The organism is Puia sp., assembly GCF_035546395.1.
In the GTDB taxonomy this organism is placed as follows: domain Bacteria; phylum Bacteroidota; class Bacteroidia; order Chitinophagales; family Chitinophagaceae; genus Puia.
On sequence record NZ_DASZXR010000019.1, the window covers coordinates 583,074 to 607,639 of the forward strand.

Below are 24,566 nucleotides of genomic sequence, written 5' to 3' on the forward strand. Positions count from 1 at the left end.
TTGTTATGATCCATTTTGATCTACCGAAGGAGAAGTCATCGATCATCAAGGTCATTGGTGTGGGTGGCGGTGGAAGCAATGCAGTAAATCATATGTTCAGCCAGAACATAGAGGGAGTGAATTTCATCATTTGTAATACCGATGCCCAGGCCATCGCCCAGAGTCGCGTGCCGAATAAGGTGCAGCTGGGGCCCCACCTGACACAGGGACTGGGAGCCGGCGCGAATCCGGACATCGGCAGACAAGCGACGGAGGAGAGTCTGGAGGAGATCAAAGGCATCCTCGAAGTAAATACAAAAATGGCCTTCATCACGGCCGGCATGGGCGGCGGCACCGGAACCGGCGGCGCGCCGATCATCTCCAAGATATGTAAGGATCTCGGCATTCTTACCGTGGGGATCATCACCACGCCCTTCTCCTACGAAGGCAAGAAAAGACAGCTTCAGGCCGAAGAAGGCATCCGGGTGATGAAACAGTATGTCGATACATTGCTGGTCATCAGCAACGACAAGCTTCGCCATCAGTTCGGCAACCTGAAAATGAAGGAAGCATTCGCTAAGGCGGACAATGTCCTGGCCACGGCAGCGAAATGTATTACGGACGTTATCAACAGCACCGGTCAGATCAACGTAGACTTTGCCGACGTCTGCACCGTCATGCGCAACGGCGGCGTAGCGATCCTCGGCAGCGCAACGGCCAAGGGCGACAGCCGGGCGCAGAAAGCGATCGAAGAAGCGCTTAACTCCCCGCTCCTCAATGACAACGATATCAGCGGCGCCAAATGGATCCTGATCAATATCAATTCCAGCGAAGGCGAACACGAGTTCACCATGGACGAAGTGGATATCATCCAGAATTACCTGCTCGGCCGCGCAGGCGAACATACCGACGTCATCCTCGGCCTCGGCTACGACAACTCCCTGGGCTCTAGCCTGGGCATCACCCTTATTGCAACCGGCTTCGAACATAAAGATCCGTTCCCGATCCGGCAGGCAGAGGTCGCCTCCCCCAAGAAAGAGGAGAAGATACTCATGCCGCTCAATCCACCTGTTGAAGAGACACCTGCCGAACGACGGCCTGTTCTGCCCTCTGTTGAATCTGCAAGGGAAACCCTGAACGTCAATGAACCTATCCCACCGATAAAAGAACAGGAGGCATCTCCTGTTCCTTTGTCGGCCAGCCAACCCGACCCCACGCCGTTTCTCAGGGAAGAAAAACCGGTAGCTTCTTCCGTAGCCGTTGTCCCGCCAAGACCCACGACCCCTGTCGATGAACCATCCACCCGGATCGAGTGGGTCCTCAACACCGAGCCGGAACCCGCCACACAACCAAAGATCCAGGCGACCACCGCCTCAAAAAGTTCTCCTGCGTCTGCAGCGTCGGGAGGATACCTTGCAAGGCCATCCAATATCTATGCGGAAGACCCCTGGAACGACAAACAATCCAGCCCTGAACACAACAGCACACCCCTGAAGGAGCCGACCCTGAACACCTCTGTCGCAGATCCGTCAAAGGAAGATGACGCTTCACCCGACATGCAATTGGTATTCAGGGATACGGAGCCGGCGGCGGATGAGCCTCGGGCCCATCAAACTCACTCGATTTCGGTGCCGAACTCACCCGTAGAGGAGCCTGCCGCGCAGGACGATGCGGATGATCTTAAGCGCAGAGCAGCGGAAAGGATCAACAAGTTGCGCAACTTGTCGTTCAATGTAAATGCTGCCGATCCGAATAATGAGTTCGAAACAGTGCCGGCCTACATCCGCCGTAATTTGGAGCTTTACAACACGATCTCCAACGTCGAGAACTTTTACAGCAACTATGAAGTAAAGACCGACGAGAACAACAACACGGAGATCAGTACCATCAATACTTTCCTCGACGGAAAAAGACCCGACTGATCTGTAAAATGATAGTTTGTTTTTAGTTGTTTTATTCCCGCCGGCTCTCCGGCGGGATTTTTTTGCACCTCGGAGCTTTGCCCTATCTTTAGGGACATGCCCCTCCTGCTCTCTTTCCTCGGCATCATCGCACTCATCCTCCTCATCACCTGGTGCAGGCTCGATACCTTCATCTCCTTTGTCATCGTCAGCGTCGCCATCGGCCTCACCTCCGGCCTCGACATCCACCGCATCACCGACGCCATCCAGCGCGGCATCGGCAGCATCATGGGGCCCCTGGTGATCATCCTTGGGTTCGGTGCCATGCTGGGCCGGCTCATCGCCGATAGCGGCGCGGCTCAACAGATCACAGGGTCACTCGTAAGGATATCCGGGATTCGCCGCATCCAATGGGCAATGGCCCTCTCGGGCTTCCTGGTCGGCATTCCTATGTTCTATTCCGCGGGCTTCATGGTCCTCCTGCCTCTCGTCTTCTCCGTTGCCGCAGCCACAGGCCTGCCGATCCTGTATCTCGGCGTCCCGATGCTGGCGGCCCTGTCCGTCGCCCATGGCTTCCTGCCACCCCATCCGTCACCCACGGCCATTGCCGGCCAACTCCACGCTAACATCGGCAAGACCCTGTTCTATGGGATCATCGTCGCCGGTCCGACGATCGTCCTGGCAGGCATCGTCTTTGGAAAGACCTTGCGAAAATACCGGCCGGCGCCCAACCAGGACCTGCCAACAGTAAAATTCCTCGAACCCGCCCGGCTGCCCTCCCTCGCCACCAGCCTGGTCACGGCCCTGATGCCCCTGATCCTCCTCACGGCGACGACGGTGTTCAAATTCATCCCCATCCCGGCCCCCGCACAAAAGGTCATCGCCTTCATCGGCGATCCCAATATCGCCATGCTCCTCTCCGTCCTGGCAGCCATCTACTTCCTCGGAATACGCCGCCGGAGACCGACAAAAGAGGTCATGCGCTCGCTCGAAGACGCCTTCAAAAGCGTTGCCCCCTTTATGCTGATCATCGCCGGCGCCGGCGCCTTCATGCAGGTGATGAGCGAAGGCGGCCTCAACGGATTCATCGCAAAAAGCCTGGAGCATACCGCCATCTCCCCCCTCCTCCTCGGCTGGACCATCGCCGCCCTGATCCGCATCTGCACCGGTTCCTCTACCGTGGCGGCGCTGACGACCGTCGGCACCCTGCTGCCGTTATTGCAACAAAGTGCCGTACAGCCCGAACTGATGGTGCTCGTAGTCGGCGCGGGGAGTATGACCTTTTCCCATGTCAACGACGGCGGCTTCTGGCTGTTCAAAGAATATTTTAACCTCACCATCCGGCAAACCTTCGCAACCTGGACGGTCATGGAGACCATGGTTTCCGTGGTTGGATTATTGATGGTATTATTGCTGGATCAAATCGTTCACTGACATGCCGACCATTCTCATTACCGGGGGCACCGGCCTCGTCGGAACGGCCCTCGCCTCCCTGCTGCGCGAAAAAGGCCACCGCGTCATCCTCCTCTCCCGCCATACCCTTCCCGGCAATCCGGATGTCTTTCAATGGGATTATCGCAAGGAGACCATCGACCCCGAAGCGATCCGGCAGGCAGACCACATCATCCACCTCGCCGGCGCCGGCGTGGCCGACAAACGGTGGAGCGCCAAAAGAAAACAGGAGATCGTGGACAGCCGGACAAAAACCGCGGCCTTGCTGGTAAAAGCCCTCAGGGAAATTCCCAACAAGGTCCGTAGCGTGATCAGCACCTCCGGCGTCGGCTGGTATGGACCCGATGCCTCGATCCCCAACCCGCGGCCTTTCGAAGAAACCGACCCCGCCGACGCCGATTTTCTAGGCGACACCTGCCGCCTGTGGGAAGCCTCCATCACTCCCGTCACCGGTCTTGGGAAAAGACTGGTCATCTTCCGCGTAGGTCCGGTTCTCAGCACAAAGGGCGGCATGCTCGCGGAATTTCGCAAACCCGTCCGGATGGGCGTAGCTCCGATCCTCGGCAGCGGGAAACAGGTTTTTAGCTGGATCCATATTGACGATCTCTGCCGCCTCTATGCGGAAGCGATCGACCGGGATGGGATAAACGGCGTCTATAATGCTGCGGCACCCCATCCCGTCGACGAACGCACCCTGATCCTCGCACTGGCAAAACAATTCAAGGGCCGCTACTTCGTGCCCGTGTATGTGCCGTCGTTCCTGTTGAAATGGCTGCTCGGTGAGATGAGCGTGGAAGTGTTGAAGAGCACCACGGTCAGCGTGAAAAAGATCCGCACCGAGGGCTTTCAGTTCATCTATCCGTCGATAGATGCTGCATTGGCTAACCTGTGCGGTTAACCTCCTCGTGCTTCTGATGATAAAAAGAAGAGAAGTCACCAAGGATCGAATGCCGGGGATCGTCGAACGAGAGCCGCGACAAACGTAGCCCGGCAATATCTCCTTCCAGTACCTTCCGCTTGAATGGGTTCAGCGTGCCGCCCGGACCACCCGCAGCCGCTGCGGGATCATACTGGAATTCCGGATCGCAAAGCGTTCCCCGGGGATACATGATGCCCGGCTGACCCTTTCCCCGGATATCGAGGTTCTTGGGGTGGTCCAAACCAAGCGTATGCCCGTACTCGTGAGCGGCCGTGGTGGAATGATCGAGGAGGTTGCCAAGCTTGAAGTAGCCGGTGTTACAGCCCAGCCCGTCAACGGAAGAGATATCATGCAGGGAGAATTCCTCCACCCGGAAAAAGTTCAACTGAGGATCCGTATTATGCCACACCGCCGCAGGCTTCAGATCAGGCTGGTAACGCCCCTCGATAACAAACCGGACCGAATACCATTCCCCCCTGATCTTCACCGTCCCATTCGGCGCATTCCAGGCGGCAGCGATGTCATCCGCGATCTGGATGGCAAGAGCCGGGTCGGCCGCCCCGCCGTAAAAGTAGAGGACCGACCGGATTATCAATTCATGTGCAGAGGTATTTAGTTCCGCGATGCCCATTTTCAAGGTAATAATTCCGCCAGCTTCTTCTCCAACGCTTCCCCCGTAAGACCCTTGGCGATGATGCTCCCGTTCTTATCCAATAAAAAATTCATCGGTATCCCTTTTATGCCGTACAAACTGGCGACCTGGTTATCCCACCCCTTCAGATCCGACACCTGCGTCCAGGCAAGCCCGTCCTTCTTGATCGCCGCTACCCACCGATCCTTTTGGTCATCGAGACTGACGCCGACGATAGTAAATCCTTTGGCATGATACTGCCGGTATGCTTTGACCACATTCGGGTTCTCCTGCCGGCACGGCCCGCACCAGGAGGCCCAGAAATCCACCAGCACATATTTGCCCCGGAAAGAAGAAAGCGCTACCGCCTTCCCGTCAACATCATTCTGTGTAAAGGCCGGAGCCGCGTTGCCGATGGCCGTCAACTTCGCACCCCGCAGCACCTCGTTCACCAGCTGACCCAGGTAGGAGGTCCGGACCCGGGGATCCAACCCGGATACCAGGCTATCGAGCTCCCGTTCATTGGGATTGTAGGAGAAATAATTGAGAAGGGCGAAAGCAGACACATAAGAAGCAGGATGCGTCTGGACAAACGCCTTTGCCGCTTGTTTTTGTCGCTCGTCGTCGGCGAGTTTTGCCTCGCTGCTATCCAGCTGGCGGTATTCCTCCTGTATAGGAGTCCCGCCGATGAAGGCCGAAGAAAAAGCATTCATTTTGCCGGCAAGGGTTAATTTGCCGCCGCCCAGGAAAAAATAGGGGCCATTGTGCTTCTGGCCGTCATTCCCCTTCAACGCAAGTGTGCAAAGCTCCGGCTCCGAAACGGTTCCTGAAAACGAAAATTGTCCGTTTCGAGCCCGCACGGAATCTGTCTTCGGCGTGGCGCCGTGATGCATCAGGAAGACCCAACCCTGGTCAAGACCCTCGATGGTCCCATTGATTGTATAGGTACTGTCGGGAAGGGCAAACAACGCCAACGCGACAAAAGCGAGAAGATTCATGCTCCTAAAATAGCACTTTAATTCCGAATCGGCTTGCCGCCTTTTAGCACGCTCTGGATCCGCTCCAGCGTCTTCTTTTCGCCGCAAAGGCTCAGGAATGCCTCCCGTTCGAGATCCAGCAGGTACTGCTCGCTGACCGCCGCCGGCTCGCTGAGATCGCCCCCGCAAAGGACATACGCCAGTTTTTTGGCGACGACCACGTCATGGTCGGTGGCATACTGCCCCCGCCACATCGCATGGATGCCGGAATACAAGGCGCCCAGGGCCGAACGCCCCAGCACCTTTACGTCCTTTCTCGCTACAGGCATCGTATATCCATCGTCATACAGCTCGATCACCGCAGTCTTGGCCTCGGCGATCCTCCGGCCCTGGTTGACGCTGACCATATCCCGGTCCTTTCGGAGGTAGCCCAGGTCGAAGGCCTCATAGGCGGACGTGGAAACCTTGGCGGTGGCAATCGTAAAAAACCTGTTTTTCATCGTGACGGTCTCCGGTTCTCCGTCGTGCATCTCGTCGGCAGCCCGCAACGCAAATTCCTTCGATCCGCCGCCGCCGGGGATCAGCCCGACACCCAGCTCCACCAGGCCGATATAGGACTCCGCCGCCGGTACGACCCGGTCGGCGTGCAGGCTCATCTCACAGGCGCCGCCCAACGTCAGCCCATGCGGGGCGACCACCACCGGCACCGCCGAATACCGCACCCGCATCATCGTCTGCTGGAACTGTCGCACCGCCATATCCAACTCGTCAAAATCCTGCTCGATGGCCAGCATGAAGATCAACCCGACATTGGCCCCGGCGCTGAAATTGGCGCCATCACCGGCGATGACAAGCCCCTTGTATTTTTCTTCCGCGAGCCCGATACCCCGCTGCATACCCTCCAGCACCTCGCCGCCAATCGTGCCCAGTTTGGTGTTCCATTCCAGCCCCAGCACCTCGTCTCCCAGGTGATAGACATGACAGGCGCTGTTCTTCCAAACCGTCTGCCCCGCAAAATTCTTCATCACCAGGAAGGCGTCTCCACCGGGAAGCGCGGTATACTGCCGTTTGGCGATATCATAATACAGGCGTTTCCCGTTTCCGACCTTGTAAAAGGTCTCCGCCCCGGATGCCAGCATCTCGTCTACCCAGCCTGCAACAGGATAACCGGCCTCCTTCATTTCCTTCACAGTAGCTTCCACCCCCAGCACATCCCAGCTCTCGAAGGCGCCGATCTCCCAGCCAAACCCGGCCTTCATCGCGTCATCCACCCGGTACAGCTCATCCGAGATCTCCGGGATTCGATGACTGACATAGGAGAATAACCCATAGTGGAATTGGCGGAAGAATTCCCCGGCCTTGTCGGTTCCCTGCATCAGCATCTTCAGCCGGGTCGCCAGGTCGTCGACGGCTTTGGCCGCTTCCACAGAAGCAAACCTCGGCTTTTGCCGCGGACCATATTCCATCGTCTGCAAACTCAGCGTAAGAATTTCCTTCTCGCCCCCCGCTCCCTTCGTTTTCTTGAAGAACCCCTGACCGGTCTTATCCCCCAGCCAGTTGTTCGCAACCACCTTGTCCAGCCAGGAGGGGATCGCGAATACACCGCGCTGTTCGTCAGTTGGGCAGTTGTCGGCAATGCCCTTCGCCACTTTTACCAGCGTATCGATGCCGACCACATCCGAGGTCCGGAAGGTAGCGGACTTTGGCCGCCCGATCAACGGCCCGGTCAGGGCCTCCACTTCATCGATGGTCAACCCCAGCCCATCGAGGAGGTGAAAGACGGACATCACGCTGTACACCCCCACCCGGTTAGCGATAAAGGCCGGGGTGTCTTTACACAGGACGGTCGTCTTGCCCAGGTATAGATCCCCGTAATGCAGGAGGAAATCGACGATCGCCGGATCGGTATATGGCGTCGGGATGATCTCCAGCAGCCGCAGATAGCGCGGCGGGTTGAAGAAATGCGTCCCGCAAAAATGTTTTTTGAAATCTTCGCTCCGGCCCTCCGCCATCAGGTGGATCGGGATACCCGACGTATTCGAAGTCATCAGCGTCCCAGGCCTCCGGTATTTCTCCACCTCCGCAAACACCTGCTGTTTGACATCCAACCGCTCGACCACCACTTCGATCACCCAGTCGCAGCCCGCGATATCCTTCATATTGTCCGTAAAATTGCCGGTCCTGATCCGTGCCGCAACATCTTTGGTATACACCGGAGAGGGATTGGATTTGAGCGCAGCAGCAAGGGCGTCGTTCACGATCCGGTTGCGGACCGCCGGATGTTCCAGGGCCAGCTTTTTCGCCGCCTCGGCCGCAGTCAGCTCCTTCGGCGCGATATCCAGCAGAAGCACCGGTACCCCGATGCCGGCAAAATGACAGGCAATGCGCGAACCCATGACCCCGCTGCCCAATACAGCCACTTTTTTGATGATACGGTTCATATGAGGGAAGAATTAGTTAGTTAAACAACTATTAGCCGAAGATACCAAAAAAAAGAATAGGCTGCGAAGGCAAAAGCCGCTGGAAGCGGCGTGACCGAAGGTCAATCATAAGCGCTTGCAGGCGGCCTCGCACCGCGAGGCTGAAAATCAACAATTTGCTATGGAAAACTGTCTAAAGAATTTTAGAAAGTCGGTCGATCTCGTAATTATCCGCGCGATGCACCAGCTCGTGCTTCGTCTTCAGCTGCGCTTCCATTAGCGTTCGCGGATAACTATCACCGGTAATATAACTCACGGTCAGGTAAACGCCTTTTTCGATGATCAGCTTGTTGTTGCAGATATCGGTCATCACCAGCCGGTCCCGGTTCTGCTGCATCGCATTCGGGCACTCATACTTGCCCTTGATGGAGTTGAACAGGATATCGTTCGTCTTTTCCGTAAAGGAAAGGAACGACAGCTGGGAATAGTAGAAGAAGTTGTTAATGAAATGGAACTGGATCAGTACTTTCTGACGCAGCAGCTTCGTACGGTAGAATAGGATCTTATGATCCTTGAAATCGTTGATGTCCTTCACCTGGAAAGAAGGCATCCCGATCTTCCAGATCACCCGGCGCGGGGTCGACCCGAACTGGATATCATGCGGCGCGATCAGGGACTTGGTCAGGAACGGTTCATGATGCTCCTGCGACAATACCTGGTGGGCAAAATCGAGATAGTACTGATTGATAAAACTACGATAGAAACTTTCTCTCTCCTGGTAGAAGGAACTGTAGCGGTTATACGGCAGAATCCTGTATTGAAGGGTTTGTTTCATAGCACAAGTGCATTGTGTGTTACAATTGATATTGAATCTTAGCGGCGCATAGTTCCATAGGGGAGCGATCGGCTTTCAAAAAAAAACAGGAATTGGACACGAAAGTTAGCACTAAAGTAACGAGATTAGTATTCGCTAAGTATTCGGAATCAAAAATATAGTCACTAGCACTTAGAACGGATGTAGTACAATAACTACAAATATTACTTTTCTATAATACATTGAAGAAGAAGGATATTTACCCACCGGCCGGCACAGGTTCCCCGGATGGTAACGCTGTCGCCTGTCCGTAACAGCAGATCTTCCCGCGTATAAAGGCTGTCCATATGACAATCCACCATCGCCTTTCCGCCCGGGTCGCCGGAGAGCCGCACGATGTATTGACCCGGACCGTTTTCGATCAATTGTTGAAAGACCCCGCTTACAGACACCACCTTGTACAGATAGAGACTGTCGGCCAGGCCCTCGTTTCCCTCGAAGGAAGCGGCAAGTCGCGGGGCGGTCGTTAAAAGCTCCGCAGGGACAAGGGTCTTGCCTCCTCCATGGATCCCGTGGAGAATGCCATAAAGAGCCAGACCCGCGATCAGGAAGACAAGAAGAAAGAAGCCGTATTTGCTGCGTCGTTCCATGTAAGCGGTACCCGCTTACATACGAAAGAACGAGGCAAAAAGATTTAGCTTACCCCCGACCCGGGAGCGATCTTGTCCTCAGGGTTGATAAAAAAAAGCCGGCCGCCGTCCTCCGCCATCAGGATCATCCCATTGCTCTCGATCCCCCGCATCTTCCTCGGCGCAAGGTTCGCCACGACCACGACCTGCCGGCCGATGATCTCACCGGGTTGAAAATGAGCAGCTATACCGGACACGATAGTCCGCTGCTCGGTACCCAGATCGACCGTCAGCTTGAGCAGCTTATCGGCCTTCTCCACTTTCTCCGCCCGCAGAACGGTCCCTACCCGCAGATCGAGCTTGGCAAAGTCATCATATACAATGGTAGACTTGGCCTCCGGCGCAACTGCCGGAGCCGCTTCCACAGGCGCCGCCGGCGCCGGCTCCGTGGCCGCCTTGGCGGCCGACGCAGCTTTAAGTTTTTCGATCTGCACATTCACCTCTTCATCTTCTATCTTCCGGAACAATAGCTCCGGCGGCCGTAGACTGTAACCGACGCTGAGCAGGTTTAGCTTGCCCGCATTCTCCCAGTCCAGCATCTTTTCCACCACCTTCATCATATGGATCATCTTTTTGGCCGTGAACGGCAAAAAAGGGTTGATCAGGATGGCGAGATTGGCCGTCACCTGCAGACAGAGATGCAGACAATTGTCGATCAGCTCCTGGTTGGCCGGATTCGCCTCCAGGGTCCGGGCCACGATCCACGGCTCCTTCTTTTGCATGTACTTGTTGGCAAGGTCGGCCAGCATGATCACCTCGAACTGCGCATCCCGGAAACGATAGGCTTCCAGCAGCTCCTCCACTTTCAACTTCGTGCTGCCGATCGCGTCGATCATCTCCTGGTCGGTCGCATCCATCTTTGCCTTGTGCAGCGGCGGCACCTTGCCATGACACAGCTTGTGCATCAGCACAAAGGTCCGGTTGACGAAATTGCCGAACTTGTTCACCAGCTCGCTGTTGTTGGCGAACTGGAATCCTTTCCAGGTGAACTCGCTGTCCTTGGTCTCCGGCGCAATATAGGTCAGGTAGAACCGGAGGGTGTCCGCCAGCTGGGTGCCGCCGTTCTCCTTCCGGATGAAATCATCGATATAATCCTGCATGTCCAGCTTCCAGTTCCGGCTGGTGCTCATCTTGTCCCCTTCGAGGTTCATGAACTCGTTGGCGGGAACATTGTCAGGCAGGATATTCCCATGCAGCTTCAGCATCACCGGGAAAATGATACAATGGAAAACGATATTGTCCTTGCCGATAAAATGGACCAGCTTCGTCTCCGGATCGTACCAGTAAGGCTTCCAGTCCTTGCCGGTATTGATGGCCCATTGCCGCGTGGCGCTGATATACCCGATCGGGGCATCGAACCACACATATAAAACCTTTCCTTCCGCCTCCGGCAACGGCACGCGAACGCCCCAATCCAGGTCCCGTGTAACGGCCCTCGGCTGCAACCCGCCGTCGATCCAGCTCTTGCACTGTCCCACCACCGTGGACCGCCAGTCGTCCTTATGCTGATTTAGGATCCACTCACGCAGCCACTCCTCGTGCTTGTCAAGCGGTAGATACCAATGGCTCGTGGTCTTCTTCACAGGCGCCGCACCGCTAAGCGTACTATGTGGATTGATCAGCATTTCCGGGCTCAATGAGGTGCCGCAGACTTCGCACTGGTCACCATATGCTTTCGGATTTCCACATACCGGACAGGTCCCTACAATGAACCTGTCCGCCAAAAACGTCTTGGCCTCCTCATCATAATATTGCTCACTTTCCTTCACGATCAGCTCTTCACGTTCGTTCAAAAAGGCGAAGAATGCCTGCGACGTCTCGTGATGCAGCGGATCGCTGGTGCGATGGTAGATATCGAAAGAGATCCCCAGGTCGGCAAAATTCTCCTTGATCAACTCGTGATATTTGTCGATGATCGCTCTCGGGGTGGTTCCCTCCTTCATTGCCTGGATCGGAATGGCCGTCCCATGCTCATCGCTGCCGCAAATAAACGCCACATCGCGCTTCTGTGCCCTTAAGTAACGGACATAGATGTCCGCAGGCAAATAGCACCCGGCCATATGGCCGACATGCTTCTGCCCATTGGCGTAAGGCAGGGCCGCCGTGATCAGGTATCTCTTTGGTTGCTTCGTCATAATAGCCTGCAAATTTACGCCTATTATGTCACTCCTGCAGCTCGAATTCTACCGAAGCATTTTTCTTGAAATCAGTGGAAAGGAAGAGGGTATAGGTCTTTCCATGCACCGTCACTTCCATCAACGCGGTATTGGGCGGCAGCCGGCCCAGATTCTCGGCAAAAAGCACCAGGCGGTTGACGGGAACGCTCTTGTCCACGGGCACCAGCAACACCTTTGCCTCCGCTTTCAGCATCAGATGCTGCACGATGAGGTGATTATTGAGAAAGAGGCTTACCGAATCCCCATCGATCTCGCCGTTGTCGTACAGCTCGATCCTGATCGTATCCGTACCCTGCGCCGGGACCGGGATCGTCGCCGCAACAACGGATTCCCTACCCAGCAAGGTCTGCACTTTTTTGCTCTCCGTCGAATCCTTTTTTTTGGGCTTGGTCATCAGCACCGGGATAAAGGGCGGCGCCTTTTTCTCCAACCGGATGGTCAGGTCCTCCGAAGTGCCCATCCATCCGCCCGTTCCCCGCCAATGGCCTTCCAGCTCATCGCGCCGGCCGGCGGTACGGCGATAGAAAAGGATATAAAAACCGCCCGGCGGTCCACCGGCCCGGCCTTCCTCAACATTGATGGTGCTGTCCTCCCGGATGGTCAGGATGGAGTCCTTACCATAAAAGCGTCCGCTCACGATAATATGCCGGATGGTTTGCGTTTCAGGCGAGTACCAGTGCAGAACGCCCCCAAAGGCCGAATCGCCCTCCAAAATGGACAATACCAGCTTTTGCTTGCTCTCCGGCGCCAGCCCCGTCGCGGTACCCGTCCACTGTCCGGTTAGATCCTGCGCTCTCCCCTCGATCCCCCATCCCGATATCACCAACAGGATAACCCAATATGAACGCATATTTTTAAAGTAGTAATTTTAAGGCGAAGCGACTGGGCAAAGCCCAGCGGCAATATTAATTCAATTGTTAAGATGAACCGAAAAAACTTTCTCTCATCGATGTTGACAATAGGGGCCGCAGGCCCCGTGCTTGCTGCATCCGCGCCCGCAAAAGCCAAAACAGGCACCCCGCTGAACATGCCTACTTACCTTCGCCCCGGCGATACCATCGGCATCACCTGCCCCGCAGGCAACATCACCGCGAAGGAGATCCTTCCCGCCGTCCAGCAGATCGAAGACTGGGGCTTCCGCATCAAGGTCGGCGACACCGTCGGCAAGAAAGACTCCATCTTCGGCGGCACCGACGCCGAACGGGCAGCCGACCTCCAGCAGATGATCAACGACCCGGGAATACAAGCCATCCTTTGTGCCCGCGGCGGCTATGGTGCAGTCCACATCATCGACCAGCTGGACTTCTCCCCCCTTGCCAGCCATCCCAAATGGATCATCGGCTTCAGCGACATCACCGTCATCCTCTGCCACCTCCATACAAACGGGAACTTCGCCTCCATCCACTCGAAGATGTGCAACAGCTTTCCCGACGACTGGTCAAAAGCCGAACCGGCACAAGCGGACTCGATCCTGTCCATCCGCAAAGCCCTCAGCGGGGAAAGAATGCAGTATAAGGCCTTGCCCAACACGCGCAATCGCTACGGCCGCGCCGAAGGACCGCTCGTCGGCGGAAACCTCAAAACCATCGAAAGCCTGGCCGGCACCCGCTCGGACATCGACACCGCGGGAAAGATCCTCTTCGTCGAAGACACCGGCGAATATCTCTATAGCATCGATCGTATGTTCTGGCACCTGCAGCGGACCGGAAAGCTGGACCGCCTCGCAGGTCTCGTCGTCGGTGGCTTCAAGATAAAACCCGACGATCCCGGCGAAGAGTTCGAACGCACCCTCTATGACATCGTCACCGAACGGGTCAAAGCCTACAACTACCCGCTCTGCTTCGACTTCCCTGTCGGTCATCAAAAAGAAAACTACGCGCTCAAATACGGTATCTCCCACTTGCTCGACGTCCGCGAGGCCGAAGTGACCCTGACGGATAGTTCCGTCCCGGCAGCTACCACTATTCCCGGCGCATAATACGACACCATGCCCATCATCATTCCCCCCTGTCTTCAGCCCGGCGACACTATCGGCATCACCTGTCCTGCCGGCTATATGCCCCTCGAAAAAGCCCAGACCTGTATCGACACACTTCCCGCCTGGGGCTATAATGTCAAAGTCGGCGCAATGCTCGGCAGCACCTCGGACAATTATTTCAGCGGCACCGACGATCAACGCCTGGCCGAGCTCCAGCAGATGCTTGACGATCCTGAAATAAAGACCATCCTCTGCGGACGCGGCGGTTACGGGATCACTCGCATCATCGACCGCCTCGACTTCACCGGCTTCCTGCAGTGCCCGAAATGGATCGTCGGCTTCAGCGATATCACCCTTCTTCATACGCATATCCTTACCCGCTGCAACGTCGCGACCCTGCACGCCCCGATGGCAGGCGCTTTCAACGATGACGGCGCTGCCGGCCCCGGCATTGAGTCCCTGCGCCGCGCACTGGCAGGCGAACCACAAAGCTATCGAGCCCCCGTACATCCGTTCAACGGGAATGGGAACGCCACGGGCCCGATCGTCGGCGGCAACCTCGCCCTGTTGGCACACAGCATCGGCAGCGCCTCCGAACCCGACACCCGGGGGAGCATCCTCTTCCTCGAAGACGTCGGGGAATATCTCTATAACATCGATCGCATGATGCGCCAATTGAAACGCGCCGGTAAACTGAAAGACCTTGCCGGTCTCCTCATCGGCGGGTTCACCGAGCTCAAAGACACCACCCGTCCCTTCGGCGCATCCGTCGAAGCGATCATCCGGGACGCCATCGGCGCCGCCCCTTACCCGGTAGCCTTCGACTTTCCCATCAGTCATGGAAAAGAAAATGTGGCGCTTAAGATAGGCGCCACATACCGGCTGCACGTGGACTCCGAAGGAACCATATTGCAGGAATGAGTTAAGGATTCACTGCCTCGCAAGCGGACAGACCCTGTATCGAAAAAGAACAGCATGGTTCCTGTCAGCCTCCAAAAAATGCTGATGATCAAACAGTTGAATTATGGCATCCAAATTGTCCCCAAAAAGAAACCACCGGTAAATGCTCCAAAACTATATCCGCGTCGCCTGGCGCAACCTCACCCGCAACAGAATATGGGCCTTCACAAACGTCACCGGGCTGAGCATCGGCCTCGCAGCCGTCATGCTGATCATGCTCTATGTGTCCGACGAGATCAGCTTCGACCGCTTCCAGGCCAACGGTCCCCATCTCTACCGGCTGGTACATGACTCCCGCGACGAAACGGGTAAGGAAGGGGGTGGCGGTACCACCGGCGGCCCCATGGCCACCGCCTTCCTGCAATCCATCCCGGAGATCAGCGCCGCCTGCCGGATCAAAGGCACGGATATGCAGCTGGTGAGAAAAGGCAGCGAGATCCTCCCGGAATATGCAACCTATGCGGACACCAGCTTCTTTTCGATGTTCTCCTTCCCACTGGTTTCGGGTAACCCCCACCTGGCGCTGAACCGGGAGAACGACGTCGTTCTCTCCGAAGACTATGCCCGAAAATATTTCAACAGCACGGACGTAGTCGGCCGCACCCTCGAGATCAACGACCATGGGAAGTTCGAGACCTTTACCGTCTCCGCCGTTGCCGCCAACACGCCACTCAACTCCAGCATCCGGTTCAATATGCTCCTTCCCATGAAAAGGATCATGCACCCGCAATGGACCCAGGGATGGATGACCTTCTTCCTGAATACGTTTTTCCTGCTCAAACCCGGCGCCGACCCGGCCGCGGTAGCCAAAAAGATGAACGGTATCTTCGCGGAGCATATCCCGGGTCAATTCCAGGAATATGCGAAAAAGCACCCCAACGTCTACTTCCGGTATAATATCCAGCCCTTCGAAAAAATGCATCTCGACAACCGGTACAACGCCACCATGGGGTTGAACAAATGGAGCAACGCCCGCTATTCCTATATCCTCGGCGGCATCGCGTTTTTCATCCTCCTCATCGCCTGTATCAACTTCGTCAACCTGACACTGGCCCGCAGCCTCCGCCGGGGCAAAGAGATCGGCATCCGGAAGGTTGCAGGCGGAACACGCCGCCAGCTGATCGCGCAGTTCCTCGGCGAATCGCTCTTTCTCAACGGTCTTTCCTTCCTCATCGCCCTTACCCTCGTACGCCTTTGCCTGCCCCTGTTCAGTCAGCTGGCCGCCAAAGAACTCTCCGTTTCCTATCTCTTCACAGGCAGCACCCTGACCCTCTTCATCATACTCCTGCTGATCAACAGCTTTCTCTCGGGATTCTATCCCGCTCTCGTCCTCTCCGGCTTCAACCCCGTTAAAACCCTGTACGGGAAGTTCCGGCTCACGGGAAAGAACCGCCTCGGCAAAGGCCTGATCGTCCTGCAATTCACCATCGCTATCTTCCTCATCGTGGCCACCCTGGTAATGCAACAACAGTTCCGGTTCATGCTCGGAAAAGATCCCGGTTTTCGCGTCGCCGGTATCCTCAACCTCTCGCTCCCCGACGGCGACGAGACAAAGATCCACGCCTTCCAGGCCGAACTGGCAAAATACCCGGCGATCCGGCAGTCCGCCGTCCAAAGCATCGGGTTCAACAATTACAACTCCGCCGACATGGAGATCGATCGCCGCGATATCCCCGGCGTCTCCTTCTATAAAATGGATGCACAAAGCCTTTCGCTGCTGCAGATCCCCCTGGTCGCGGGCCGTGGCTTCTCCGGTACGCCCGCCGACTCCGCCAACTGCCTCATCAACGAATCGATGGCACTGGCCTCGGGCCTCAAGGACCCCATCGGCCGGCGCGTCAAATGGGACAACCAGGAATTCACCGTCATCGGCATCGTACGCGATTTCCACATGGAATCCATGCATGGGAAGATCGGTCCCTGCATGATCAACCAGAACCCTCACTGGACCTATGGCAACATGACGGTACTGATCGACAACACCCGCAAAGCGGAGGCCGTGGAAGCGGTCCGGGCCGGCTTTAAAAGCATCTACCCGCTCTCTTACTTCGATTCCGGGTTCCTGCAGGATATACTGGCCGAAGGCTACGACGGCGATAAACGCTGGATGACCATCGTCACTATTGCCGCGGCGCTGGCGATCGCGCTCTCCTGCCTCGGACTCTTTGGCCTCGCAACATTGTCCATCGAACAACGCTTAAAAGAGATCGGCATCCGCCGGGTACTCGGCGCCGACATCCTGAGCATCACCCGGCTGCTGTCAAAGGATTTCGTCCGCCTCGTTCTGCTCGCCTTTGTCATTGCAGCCCCGATGGCCTGGTATTTCGGGAACAAATGGCTCGAAGACTTCGCCTACCGGATTCATGTCTCGATCTTCCTGCTTCTCATCGTCGGAGCCGCAACAACACTCGTGTCCTTTCTTACCGTAGGCCTTCGCGCCGCAGCCGCGGCAAAAGCCAATCCTTCGGGCAGCCTGCGAAGCGAATAAATCAAACTGATTAGTTTTATCTTTGCATAGAACTGATCTATATGACATTCGTCCAACTGGAATACATCGTGGCAGTCGACACGTACCGGCACTTCGCCACCGCCGCAGGCCATTGCTTCGTCACCCAGCCCACCCTGAGCATGCAGGTGCAGAAGCTGGAAGAAGAGCTGGGCCTGAAAATATTCGATCGCAGCAAACAACCCGTTATCCCTACCGAGGCCGGCCGCGCGATCATCGAGCAGGCCCGCCGGATACTCGGCGAGAAACAGGTGATCACCGAGATCGTACAGGAGAAAAAAGGCATCCTTACCGGGGAACTGCGCATCGGCATCATCCCGACCCTCGCACCCTACCTGCTGCCCCTTTTCGTCCAGAACTTCTCCGCGAAATATCCGCAGATCAAACTGGTCGTCAACGAGCTCACGACCGAAATGGTGGTCACCCGGCTCCGCGAAGGCCGGATCGACGTAGGCATCCTCGTCACCCCGCTGCAGGAGAACGGGATCCGCGAGCAAGTGCTGTTCTATGAAGAGCTGCTGGTGTATGTCTCACGGAAAAATGCAGCCTATAAAAAACAGTATATGCTCGCCCAGGACATCGATCCCTCCAAGCTATGGCTGCTCGAAGAAGGCCACTGCTTTCGCAGCCAGATCGTCCGGCTTTGTGAATTGCGCAAGGCCAGCAAAGAAGGCAGCCACTTCGACTATGAGGCCGGCAGCCTCGAGACCCTCCGCCGGATGGTCGAGCTCAACGATGGCATCACCATCCTGCCCGAACTGGCTGCCCTCGACCTGACAGGCAAACAACAACAGCTGATCCGGCACTTCAAACGCCCGGCGCCGATGCGGGAGGTCAGCCTCGTCGTCCATCGCGACTTCGTCAAACAACGGCTCGTCCAGGCCCTTCAACAGGAGATCATGCGATCGGTCCCTGAGAAGGTCCGGCAGAACAAGAACCTCAACGTCGTTCCTATTTAAGCAGGGAATCCAGCTTCTGATGAAAAAGGGGAAACGTATAAAGATCATTATGGCCCGCCCCCTCGATAGTGACAAACTCATCACCCGCCTTCAGCAGCGGTCGAAGCCGGGCCGCATTGGAATAGGGAATGGTGCGATCCCTATCTCCTTGAAAGATCGAAACAGGCGCCGTAACCCCGGGCAGGAAGGCATAGGTGGGAAAATGCCAATGCATCATCAGCCCGATCGGATAGATCGGAAAGCGTCGCTGACCAATGGACCGAAGGCTATAATACGGGCTCTCGAGGATCAGCCGGCGGCAATCCCTGACCGCCGCAAGCTGCGCCGCAATACCCGTCCCAAGACTCTTACCGCAAAGGATGATCTGATCGGGCTTCCAACGGCTTCGGGCCAGCTTGTAGAACACAAGCGAATATTTATAAAGGGAAGCTTCGTCACGCGATCCGGTACTTTTCCCATAAGTAGGATAATCCATCATCCACACCTCATAACCGTTAGCCGTAAAATTGGGAACGTCGGGCGTATAGCTGGAAATGTTTCCCCCTTTCCCATGAAAGAAGAGCACCACCCCCTTCGCCACACTGTCCGCCGGCCGGTCCGTCGCCCTGAACTCCACGATGTTCAGATTGGTGTTTTGATCGTAATTGAGATTTAATTCCGTCGAAGGAAGGGGAAAATGATACCAGCTGTTGCGCTCGGCCTTTATGGGCGCAAAGATCAACCGCTCCTGGCCGTAATACAAGGCGATCCCAACCAGGCAATACAATAGCACAGCAACCTTGGTCCAGCGAAAAAGCAGTTTCTTATTCAACACTGATCCGTTTCAGGTTAAAATTCGGAATAGGCGACACGATGAGCGGGAATTTTTCGATCGTGACGTTTGAAGGATCGAGGCCAAAACCGCGTTCTTCGGAAAGACTCAGCTCCTTCAGCCAGAAATACAGCTTCATGACCACCCGTTCGAAGAAGGGCAGCTCGTTGTCCTGGCTCAGGTATTTCTCCATCACGATGAACTGGAAATCGCCGACGACATTGTTCCGCTCCAGCGACTCGTACCGGCTGGTGATATTCACTTCCCGGTTGTTGACCAGGTCTTCCACCACCTTCCGGAACATCAGGTTGATTTTGGGCTCGATCCGGAACCCAAGCCGGAACTCCACCCGGATGATATCGTTGGGAATGATATGCTCGACCGAATATTCGGCCGTATAAGGTTCGTCCAGCGTATCCACATGAACGAACCAATAGATATCCGCCCGCTTCGGCTTCTTGTTGAGGATGGAGTAGATGATCTTATGCTCGATCTCCTTGGGGTTGTTGGCGCTGGTCATGTATACCAGGTGGGTCGCGGCCTTGGGTACCGTCCGGTCATTGCTCAGCTCCTGGATCTGCGGGATATAGTGCTCCATCCGAACGAATTCGACATACCGGTTCTTGATCTTCCTCGCCCGGAACCAGACGAACATCACCGCGAACAACCCCCCGCCGACGATGATGGCGACAAAGCCTCCATGGGGGAACTTTTCGAGGTTGGCGAAGAGAAAGCTCAGCTCGATGCTCAGGTACACGGCCAGGTAAAGGTAGATTAGCGCCGAATTCGTCCGTCGCGAGATCAGGTAATTGGCGAACAGGATCGAGGTGGCCAGCATACAAAGAGTGATCGCCAGGCCATACGCCGCATCCATATGGCTGCTGCTGCGGAAATACAACGTGACCCCCGTACAGCCGAGGAACAGCAGGAAATTGATCGCCGGGATATAGGACTGCCCGCGTTCCTCCGTAGGATAGCTGATCCGCAGCTTGGGCCAGAGATTCAACCGCATGCTCTCGCTGATCAACGTAAACGATCCGGTGATCAGGGCCTGGCTGGCAATGATGGCCGCGGCGGTAGCGATGATGATGCCCGGGATCACGAACCAGTCGGGCATGATATTGTAAAAAGGGTTGCCGAGATTGGTATCGAACACCCGTCCGCGGTAATGCGCCAGCAACCAGGCGCCCTGCCCGAGGTAGTTGAGCACCAGGCAGGTCTTGACATAGATCCAGCTGAACCGGATATTCCCCCGGCCGCAATGCCCCAGGTCGGAATAAAGGGCTTCGGCCCCGGTGGTGCAGAGGAACACCGCCCCCAGGATCCAGAATCCCTTGGGATAGGTGGTCAGCAGCTGTATGGCATAATGGGGACTCAGCGCCGCGAAGATACCCAGGTCGTCGAGCAGGTGATTGCTGCCCAACACCGCCAGCATGCTGAACCAGATGAACATGATCGGGCCAAAGAGTTTGCCGATAGACTCGGTCCCGAACTGCTGGAGAAAGAACAGGATCGCCAGGATGCCGATCACGATATAAACGATGGTGGACTGATCCACATACCGGAAGGCCGGCATCTGTCTCAGACCCTCGATGGCCGACGTTACCGAGATCGGCGGCGTGATCATGCCGTCTGCGAGCAGGGCGGCGCCCCCCAGCATCGCCGGGATCACCAGCCAGCGCTTTTGGCGCCGGACAAGGGCATAGAGGGAGAAAATGCCCCCTTCCCCCTTATTATCAGCCTTTAAGGTGAGCCAGATGTATTTTACGGTAGTCTGGAGCGTAAGCGTCCAGATGATACAGGACAAGGAGCCCAGGATCAGCTTTTCGTCGATTATTCTTCCGTGGATGATGGCGTTTAAAACGTAGAGGGGGGAGGTCCCGATGTCGCCGTAAATGATGCCCAATGCTATTACAAGGTTAGCAAAGGAGACTTTATTGATCTGTTTACTCACAGGCAGCAAAGTTATAGCGAAAACGATGAATCGGACAACCTTATTTTGCCCCCGCCGTACATCGCGGCAACCTAACATTTAAGTAAACCGTAGGTAATAACAGTCAAACTTTTACCTATCTTAGGACTTCGTAAAAACTTAGTGAAAACAATGAGCGGAACCCTGTCATCGCTGCTTCTCACACTGACCCTCCTGGCCGGGGCAGGAACAAAAGCCCAGGTCCAGCAGATCACCTATTCCGAACCCGAACGGGAAGATGGCCGCCGTACCAATTTTGAGATCATCGGGAAGATGAATGATAACTATCTGGTATTCAAGAATAATAATTCTAATTGCGCGGTCAGCATCTACGACAGCGTCATGCGCCTGCAGCAGCGCGTACCCCTGACCTTCATGCCCGACCGGTATATCAACATCGATTTCGTCCCCTACGCCGACTTCTGTTACATGATCTATGAATATCAACGAAAGGGGATCGTTCACTGCACCGCCGTCAAGCTGAACGCCCAGGGGCAGAAGATGGGGGACCCGGTGGACCTCGATACCACCCAGATCAGCTTCGCCGCCAACAATAAGATCTACACGACCGTCTTCAGCGAGGACAAGCAGCGGATCATGATCTTTAAGATCAATAGCAAGAACCCCCGCAACTTCCTCTTCACCACCTATCTTTTCGACGCCGATCTTCACCGGCTCGACCGGCACCGGCTCTATTTGCCGATGGAAGAGCGCAACGACCTGTTCACGGACTTCCAGCTTGACAACGATGGACAGCTGGTCTTCGGCCGCTACCAGCGAAGCGGTAGCAACGACTATATCACCCGGGTCGCCATCGTCACAAAAGGGCCCCTCGCCGACAGCTTCTCCGTAAAGGACATCGGCTCGGGCGACCGCATCCTCGATGAGATCAAGATAAAGGTGGATAACAACAACAAGCGGTATATCCTCTCCGGCTTCTATTACAAACAGCGCCGGGGGAATATCGAAGGGCTCTATTCCGTCATCTGGGACAAGAACACCGACAGCCGGGTAGGGGAGAAGATCACCATCTTCAACGACGAACTCCGCGCCCAGGCCAAAAGCACCGACGCCAACCTCCGGATGGCCTTCAACGATTTCTTCATAAAGCACGTCATCACCAAACGCGACGGCGGCTTCCTGCTGGTGTCTGAATCCCTGTACACCACCTCCCGGGGTAATATGTTCAATCGCTGGGACTATATGTACAATCCCGCCTTCGGCCCAGGTGGATTCTATTCGCCCTATTATTACAGTCCCTATTACAACCCCTGGTCCCGCAACTACGGCAATTTTGCCACCCGCTATCACGCCGAGAACATCCTCGTCCTTTCCTTCGACGCGGTGGGCGATCTGCAATGGAGCGCCGTCATCCCCAAGAGCCAGTTCAACGACGAGACCGAGAACAGCATCTCCCACGAGCTGGTCAATACCGGCGGAGAGCTGCACTTCCTGTTCAACATCTACGAACGCCGCAACGAGCTGCTCAACGACGAAAGCATCTCGCCCGAAGGCCGGGTCACCCGTTATCCGACCCTCAAGAACCTCGATCGCGGATACGAGTTCATGCCCCGTTATGGCAAACAGGTCAGCAGCTGGGAAACCATCATACCTTGTCTCTATAGGAACTATCTTTGCTTCGCAAAAGTTGAATTCTAGTGATCGGCATCTTCAGACAAAAGAACTCCGCAAACGCCCTTATTCTGCTATTCTATGCCCTGGTATTGAAGTTCCCCCTCTTCATTCACCCTGTCATCCCCGTCCTGCACCCGGAAGACAACTACCTGTATCGCGTGATCCTGCGCGGACTCGACTCGGCGATCCACAACGTCCCGATCCTCTATTCACTGCTCACCTTCCTGCTGTTGTACTTTCAGGCGATCCTCCTCAACCGCATCTCCAACCATCACAAGGTCCTGCCAAAACCGAATTTCCTCCCCGGCATGTCCTATATCCTGATCACCTCCCTCCTGCCCGACTTCGGGCATTTCTCCGCCCCCTTGCTGATCAACATGGTCATGGTCTGGGTATGGTACCGGATGATGGAGCTCTACAATAGCCACCGGCCCGGCACCGCGATCTTCAACATCGGCGTCTGGACCGGTATCGTCTCGCTGCTCTATATCCCCGCCGTCGCCTTCCTGCTGCTGATGCTCACCTCCCTGCTGACCATGCGCCCCTTCCGCATCCGCGAATGGTTCGTCGGCCTCCTGGGCTTTACCTTCCCCTATTATTTCCTTTTCCTGCTGCTCTATCTCACCGGCAGCTGGAAATGGGCCGATATAGTTCCTTCCATCAAGTTTGCCGTCCCGGCCTTCCCCGCCACCATCTGGCTCACCCTGGGTATCGTCTGGCTGGTCCTGCCCTTTATCGTCGGCGGCTATTTCGTCCAGAAGAACCTCAGCAAGTTCCTCATCCAGATCCGCAAAAGCTGGAGCCTCCTGCTCCTCTTCCTCATGGTGGCGATCGTGATCATCCTCATCAGCCAGGTCACCTCCTATGAGAATTGGGTCATTATGGCCGTACCCCTCGCCTGCTTCCATGCCGCCGCCTATTATTTCCCCTCGAAGACCCTGGGTCCCAATATCCTGCACTGGATGATAGTCGCCTATATCCTGGCGATGAACTATTTTATTTCATAAGGCTACCCTCAAAATTTCGTACCTTTACGGCCCAAAAAGCGGAGTAAACATGAAATTTGGAGTAGTCGTTTTCCCGGGGTCCAACTGTGATCGTGATATGCAGGATGCCCTTCAACAAGACCTTGGCCAAGAAGTAGTTATGCTTTGGCACAAAGACACCGACCTCTCGAAGTTCACCACCGATGACTGTATCGTCCTGCCCGGCGGGTTCTCCTACGGCGACTATCTCCGCTGCGGAGCTATCGCCCGATTTAGCCCGATCATGCAAAGCGTCACGCGCTTCGCGGGTGAAGGCGGTAAAGTGCTGGGGGTCTGCAACGGCTTCCAGGTCCTCTGCGAATCCCATCTCCTCCCGGGAGCCCTCCTGCGCAACGCCAACCAACAGTTTATTTCGAAGAACGTCTTCCTGCGCGGCGCCGGCGACAAGGGCCGGGCGCTGAAGATCCCTATCGCCCATGGCGAAGGTCGCTACTATGCCGACGAGAAAACCCTGGATGAGCTGGAAACCAATGGCCAGGTGATCTATCGCTACAGCGACGAGAACGGGATCATCGGCGGCACGGCCAACCCCAACGGCTCCCTCCGCGACATCGCGGGCATCTGTAACGCCACCCGCAACGTCTTTGGAATGATGCCCCACCCCGAACGGGCCTGCTCGGACGCCCTCGGCAATATCGACGGCCAGACCATCCTCCGGACACTGTTCATCGATGCGGCAAAGCCTTCCATAACGCGCAAGACCGGGATGGTCAACATTTGATTATTTTTAACGTTTGGAT

19 protein-coding genes are annotated in these 24,566 nt (G+C 56.0%); 10 read left to right on the forward strand and 9 right to left on the reverse strand.

Features of this window, described 5'->3' with window-relative positions; all coding sequences use genetic code 11:
- Window positions 1-5: 5 nt before the first annotated feature.
- The 3 genes from ftsZ to VHE34_RS28855 all read left to right on the forward strand — a co-directional run bounded on the left by ftsZ (window position 6) and on the right by VHE34_RS28855 (window position 4,230).
- On the forward strand, window positions 6-1,901 hold the full coding sequence (ftsZ, locus tag VHE34_RS28845; RefSeq protein WP_325594596.1) for a cell division protein FtsZ: 1,896 nt from the start codon (window positions 6-8) through the stop codon (window positions 1,899-1,901).
- 96 nt (window positions 1,902-1,997) lie between these two features.
- Window positions 1,998-3,314 (forward strand): gluconate:H+ symporter, encoded by a 1,317-nt coding sequence (locus VHE34_RS28850; protein ID WP_325594598.1) that lies wholly within the window; start codon window positions 1,998-2,000, stop codon window positions 3,312-3,314.
- 1 nt (window position 3,315) lies between these two features.
- Window positions 3,316-4,230: a TIGR01777 family oxidoreductase gene (locus VHE34_RS28855; protein WP_325594600.1), complete on the forward strand. Its 915-nt coding sequence runs from the start codon at window positions 3,316-3,318 to the stop codon at window positions 4,228-4,230.
- On the opposite strand, the gene VHE34_RS28860 is transcribed toward VHE34_RS28855, so the two are convergent.
- From VHE34_RS28860 to VHE34_RS28890, 7 genes are all read right to left on the reverse strand, one after another.
- On the reverse strand, window positions 4,214-4,846 hold the full coding sequence (locus VHE34_RS28860) for a peptidase M10 (RefSeq protein WP_325594602.1): 633 nt from the start codon (window positions 4,844-4,846) through the stop codon (window positions 4,214-4,216). The two genes, VHE34_RS28855 and VHE34_RS28860, sit on opposite strands and share 17 nt — an antisense overlap.
- 38 nt (window positions 4,847-4,884) lie before the next feature.
- The gene (locus VHE34_RS28865) at window positions 4,885-5,880 is read right to left on the reverse strand and encodes a TlpA disulfide reductase family protein (RefSeq protein WP_325594604.1); all 996 of its coding nucleotides are present in this window, start codon (window positions 5,878-5,880) and stop codon (window positions 4,885-4,887) included.
- Between the two features lie 17 nt (window positions 5,881-5,897).
- On the reverse strand, window positions 5,898-8,300 hold the full coding sequence (locus tag VHE34_RS28870) for a 3-hydroxyacyl-CoA dehydrogenase/enoyl-CoA hydratase family protein (protein ID WP_325594606.1): 2,403 nt from the start codon (window positions 8,298-8,300) through the stop codon (window positions 5,898-5,900).
- Window positions 8,301-8,472: 172 nt separating this feature from the next.
- Window positions 8,473-9,114: a hypothetical protein gene (locus tag VHE34_RS28875; RefSeq protein ID WP_325594608.1), complete on the reverse strand. Its 642-nt coding sequence runs from the start codon at window positions 9,112-9,114 to the stop codon at window positions 8,473-8,475.
- A 203-nt stretch (window positions 9,115-9,317) separates the two neighbouring features.
- Window positions 9,318-9,743 (reverse strand): OB-fold protein, encoded by a 426-nt coding sequence (locus VHE34_RS28880; protein WP_325594611.1) that lies wholly within the window; start codon window positions 9,741-9,743, stop codon window positions 9,318-9,320.
- Window positions 9,744-9,787: 44 nt separating this feature from the next.
- Window positions 9,788-11,917, reverse strand: coding sequence for a methionine--tRNA ligase (metG, locus tag VHE34_RS28885; RefSeq protein ID WP_325594613.1), 2,130 nt, complete (start codon window positions 11,915-11,917; stop codon window positions 9,788-9,790).
- A gap of 28 nt (window positions 11,918-11,945) precedes the next feature.
- A complete protein-coding gene (locus tag VHE34_RS28890) occupies window positions 11,946-12,809 on the reverse strand; it encodes a hypothetical protein (protein WP_325594616.1) in 864 nt (287 codons plus the stop codon).
- 72 nt (window positions 12,810-12,881) lie between these two features.
- On the opposite strand from VHE34_RS28890, the gene VHE34_RS28895 reads away from it, so the two are divergent.
- The 4 genes from VHE34_RS28895 (at window position 12,882) to VHE34_RS28910 (ending at window position 18,362) form a co-directional block, all read left to right on the forward strand.
- Window positions 12,882-13,937, forward strand: a complete 1,056-nt coding sequence (locus tag VHE34_RS28895; protein WP_325594618.1) for an LD-carboxypeptidase — start codon at window positions 12,882-12,884, stop codon at window positions 13,935-13,937.
- A 9-nt stretch (window positions 13,938-13,946) separates the two neighbouring features.
- Window positions 13,947-14,858: an LD-carboxypeptidase gene (locus VHE34_RS28900; protein WP_325594620.1), complete on the forward strand. Its 912-nt coding sequence runs from the start codon at window positions 13,947-13,949 to the stop codon at window positions 14,856-14,858.
- A gap of 142 nt (window positions 14,859-15,000) precedes the next feature.
- Entirely contained in the window at window positions 15,001-17,385 is a 2,385-nt protein-coding gene (locus tag VHE34_RS28905) for an ABC transporter permease (RefSeq protein WP_325594622.1), read from the forward strand.
- A gap of 41 nt (window positions 17,386-17,426) precedes the next feature.
- A complete protein-coding gene (locus VHE34_RS28910; RefSeq protein WP_325594624.1) occupies window positions 17,427-18,362 on the forward strand; it encodes a hydrogen peroxide-inducible genes activator in 936 nt (311 codons plus the stop codon).
- On the opposite strand, the gene VHE34_RS28915 is transcribed toward VHE34_RS28910, so the two are convergent.
- Together VHE34_RS28915 and VHE34_RS28920 are read right to left on the reverse strand one after the other, a co-directional pair.
- Window positions 18,355-19,173 (reverse strand): alpha/beta hydrolase, encoded by an 819-nt coding sequence (locus VHE34_RS28915; protein WP_325594626.1) that lies wholly within the window; start codon window positions 19,171-19,173, stop codon window positions 18,355-18,357. The two genes, VHE34_RS28910 and VHE34_RS28915, sit on opposite strands and share 8 nt — an antisense overlap.
- The gene (locus VHE34_RS28920; RefSeq protein ID WP_325594628.1) at window positions 19,166-21,127 is read right to left on the reverse strand and encodes a KUP/HAK/KT family potassium transporter; all 1,962 of its coding nucleotides are present in this window, start codon (window positions 21,125-21,127) and stop codon (window positions 19,166-19,168) included. Before VHE34_RS28920 ends, VHE34_RS28915 begins: the two co-directional genes overlap by 8 nt.
- A gap of 150 nt (window positions 21,128-21,277) precedes the next feature.
- Here VHE34_RS28920 and VHE34_RS28925 point away from each other — a divergent pair, with 150 nt between their 5' ends.
- The 3 genes from VHE34_RS28925 to purQ are packed head-to-tail and all read left to right on the forward strand — an operon-like array spanning window position 21,278 to window position 24,547.
- A complete protein-coding gene (locus tag VHE34_RS28925; protein WP_325594630.1) occupies window positions 21,278-22,804 on the forward strand; it encodes a hypothetical protein in 1,527 nt (508 codons plus the stop codon).
- Window positions 22,804-23,787, forward strand: coding sequence for a DUF6427 family protein (locus VHE34_RS28930; protein ID WP_325594632.1), 984 nt, complete (start codon window positions 22,804-22,806; stop codon window positions 23,785-23,787). Before VHE34_RS28925 ends, VHE34_RS28930 begins: the two co-directional genes overlap by 1 nt.
- A gap of 49 nt (window positions 23,788-23,836) precedes the next feature.
- A complete protein-coding gene (purQ, locus tag VHE34_RS28935; RefSeq protein ID WP_325594634.1) occupies window positions 23,837-24,547 on the forward strand; it encodes a phosphoribosylformylglycinamidine synthase subunit PurQ in 711 nt (236 codons plus the stop codon).
- Window positions 24,548-24,566: the final 19 nt, after the last annotated feature.

Bases quoted from the DNA above. Each gene is read 5' to 3' on its own strand.
- ftsZ (WP_325594596.1), top strand. From the start codon at position 6: ATGATCCATTTTGATCTACCGAAGGAGAAGTCATCGATCATCAAGGTC.
- VHE34_RS28850 (WP_325594598.1), top strand. From the start codon at position 1,998: ATGCCCCTCCTGCTCTCTTTCCTCGGCATCATCGCACTCATCCTCCTC.
- VHE34_RS28855 (WP_325594600.1), top strand. From the start codon at position 3,316: ATGCCGACCATTCTCATTACCGGGGGCACCGGCCTCGTCGGAACGGCC.
- VHE34_RS28865 (WP_325594604.1), bottom strand. From the start codon at position 5,880: ATGAATCTTCTCGCTTTTGTCGCGTTGGCGTTGTTTGCCCTTCCCGAC.
- VHE34_RS28870 (WP_325594606.1), bottom strand. From the start codon at position 8,300: ATGAACCGTATCATCAAAAAAGTGGCTGTATTGGGCAGCGGGGTCATG.
- VHE34_RS28875 (WP_325594608.1), bottom strand. From the start codon at position 9,114: ATGAAACAAACCCTTCAATACAGGATTCTGCCGTATAACCGCTACAGT.
- VHE34_RS28880 (WP_325594611.1), bottom strand. From the start codon at position 9,743: ATGGAACGACGCAGCAAATACGGCTTCTTTCTTCTTGTCTTCCTGATC.
- metG (WP_325594613.1), bottom strand. From the start codon at position 11,917: ATGACGAAGCAACCAAAGAGATACCTGATCACGGCGGCCCTGCCTTAC.
- VHE34_RS28890 (WP_325594616.1), bottom strand. From the start codon at position 12,809: ATGCGTTCATATTGGGTTATCCTGTTGGTGATATCGGGATGGGGGATC.
- VHE34_RS28895 (WP_325594618.1), top strand. From the start codon at position 12,882: ATGAACCGAAAAAACTTTCTCTCATCGATGTTGACAATAGGGGCCGCA.
- VHE34_RS28900 (WP_325594620.1), top strand. From the start codon at position 13,947: ATGCCCATCATCATTCCCCCCTGTCTTCAGCCCGGCGACACTATCGGC.
- VHE34_RS28905 (WP_325594622.1), top strand. From the start codon at position 15,001: ATGCTCCAAAACTATATCCGCGTCGCCTGGCGCAACCTCACCCGCAAC.
- VHE34_RS28910 (WP_325594624.1), top strand. From the start codon at position 17,427: ATGACATTCGTCCAACTGGAATACATCGTGGCAGTCGACACGTACCGG.
- VHE34_RS28925 (WP_325594630.1), top strand. From the start codon at position 21,278: ATGAGCGGAACCCTGTCATCGCTGCTTCTCACACTGACCCTCCTGGCC.
- purQ (WP_325594634.1), top strand. From the start codon at position 23,837: ATGAAATTTGGAGTAGTCGTTTTCCCGGGGTCCAACTGTGATCGTGAT.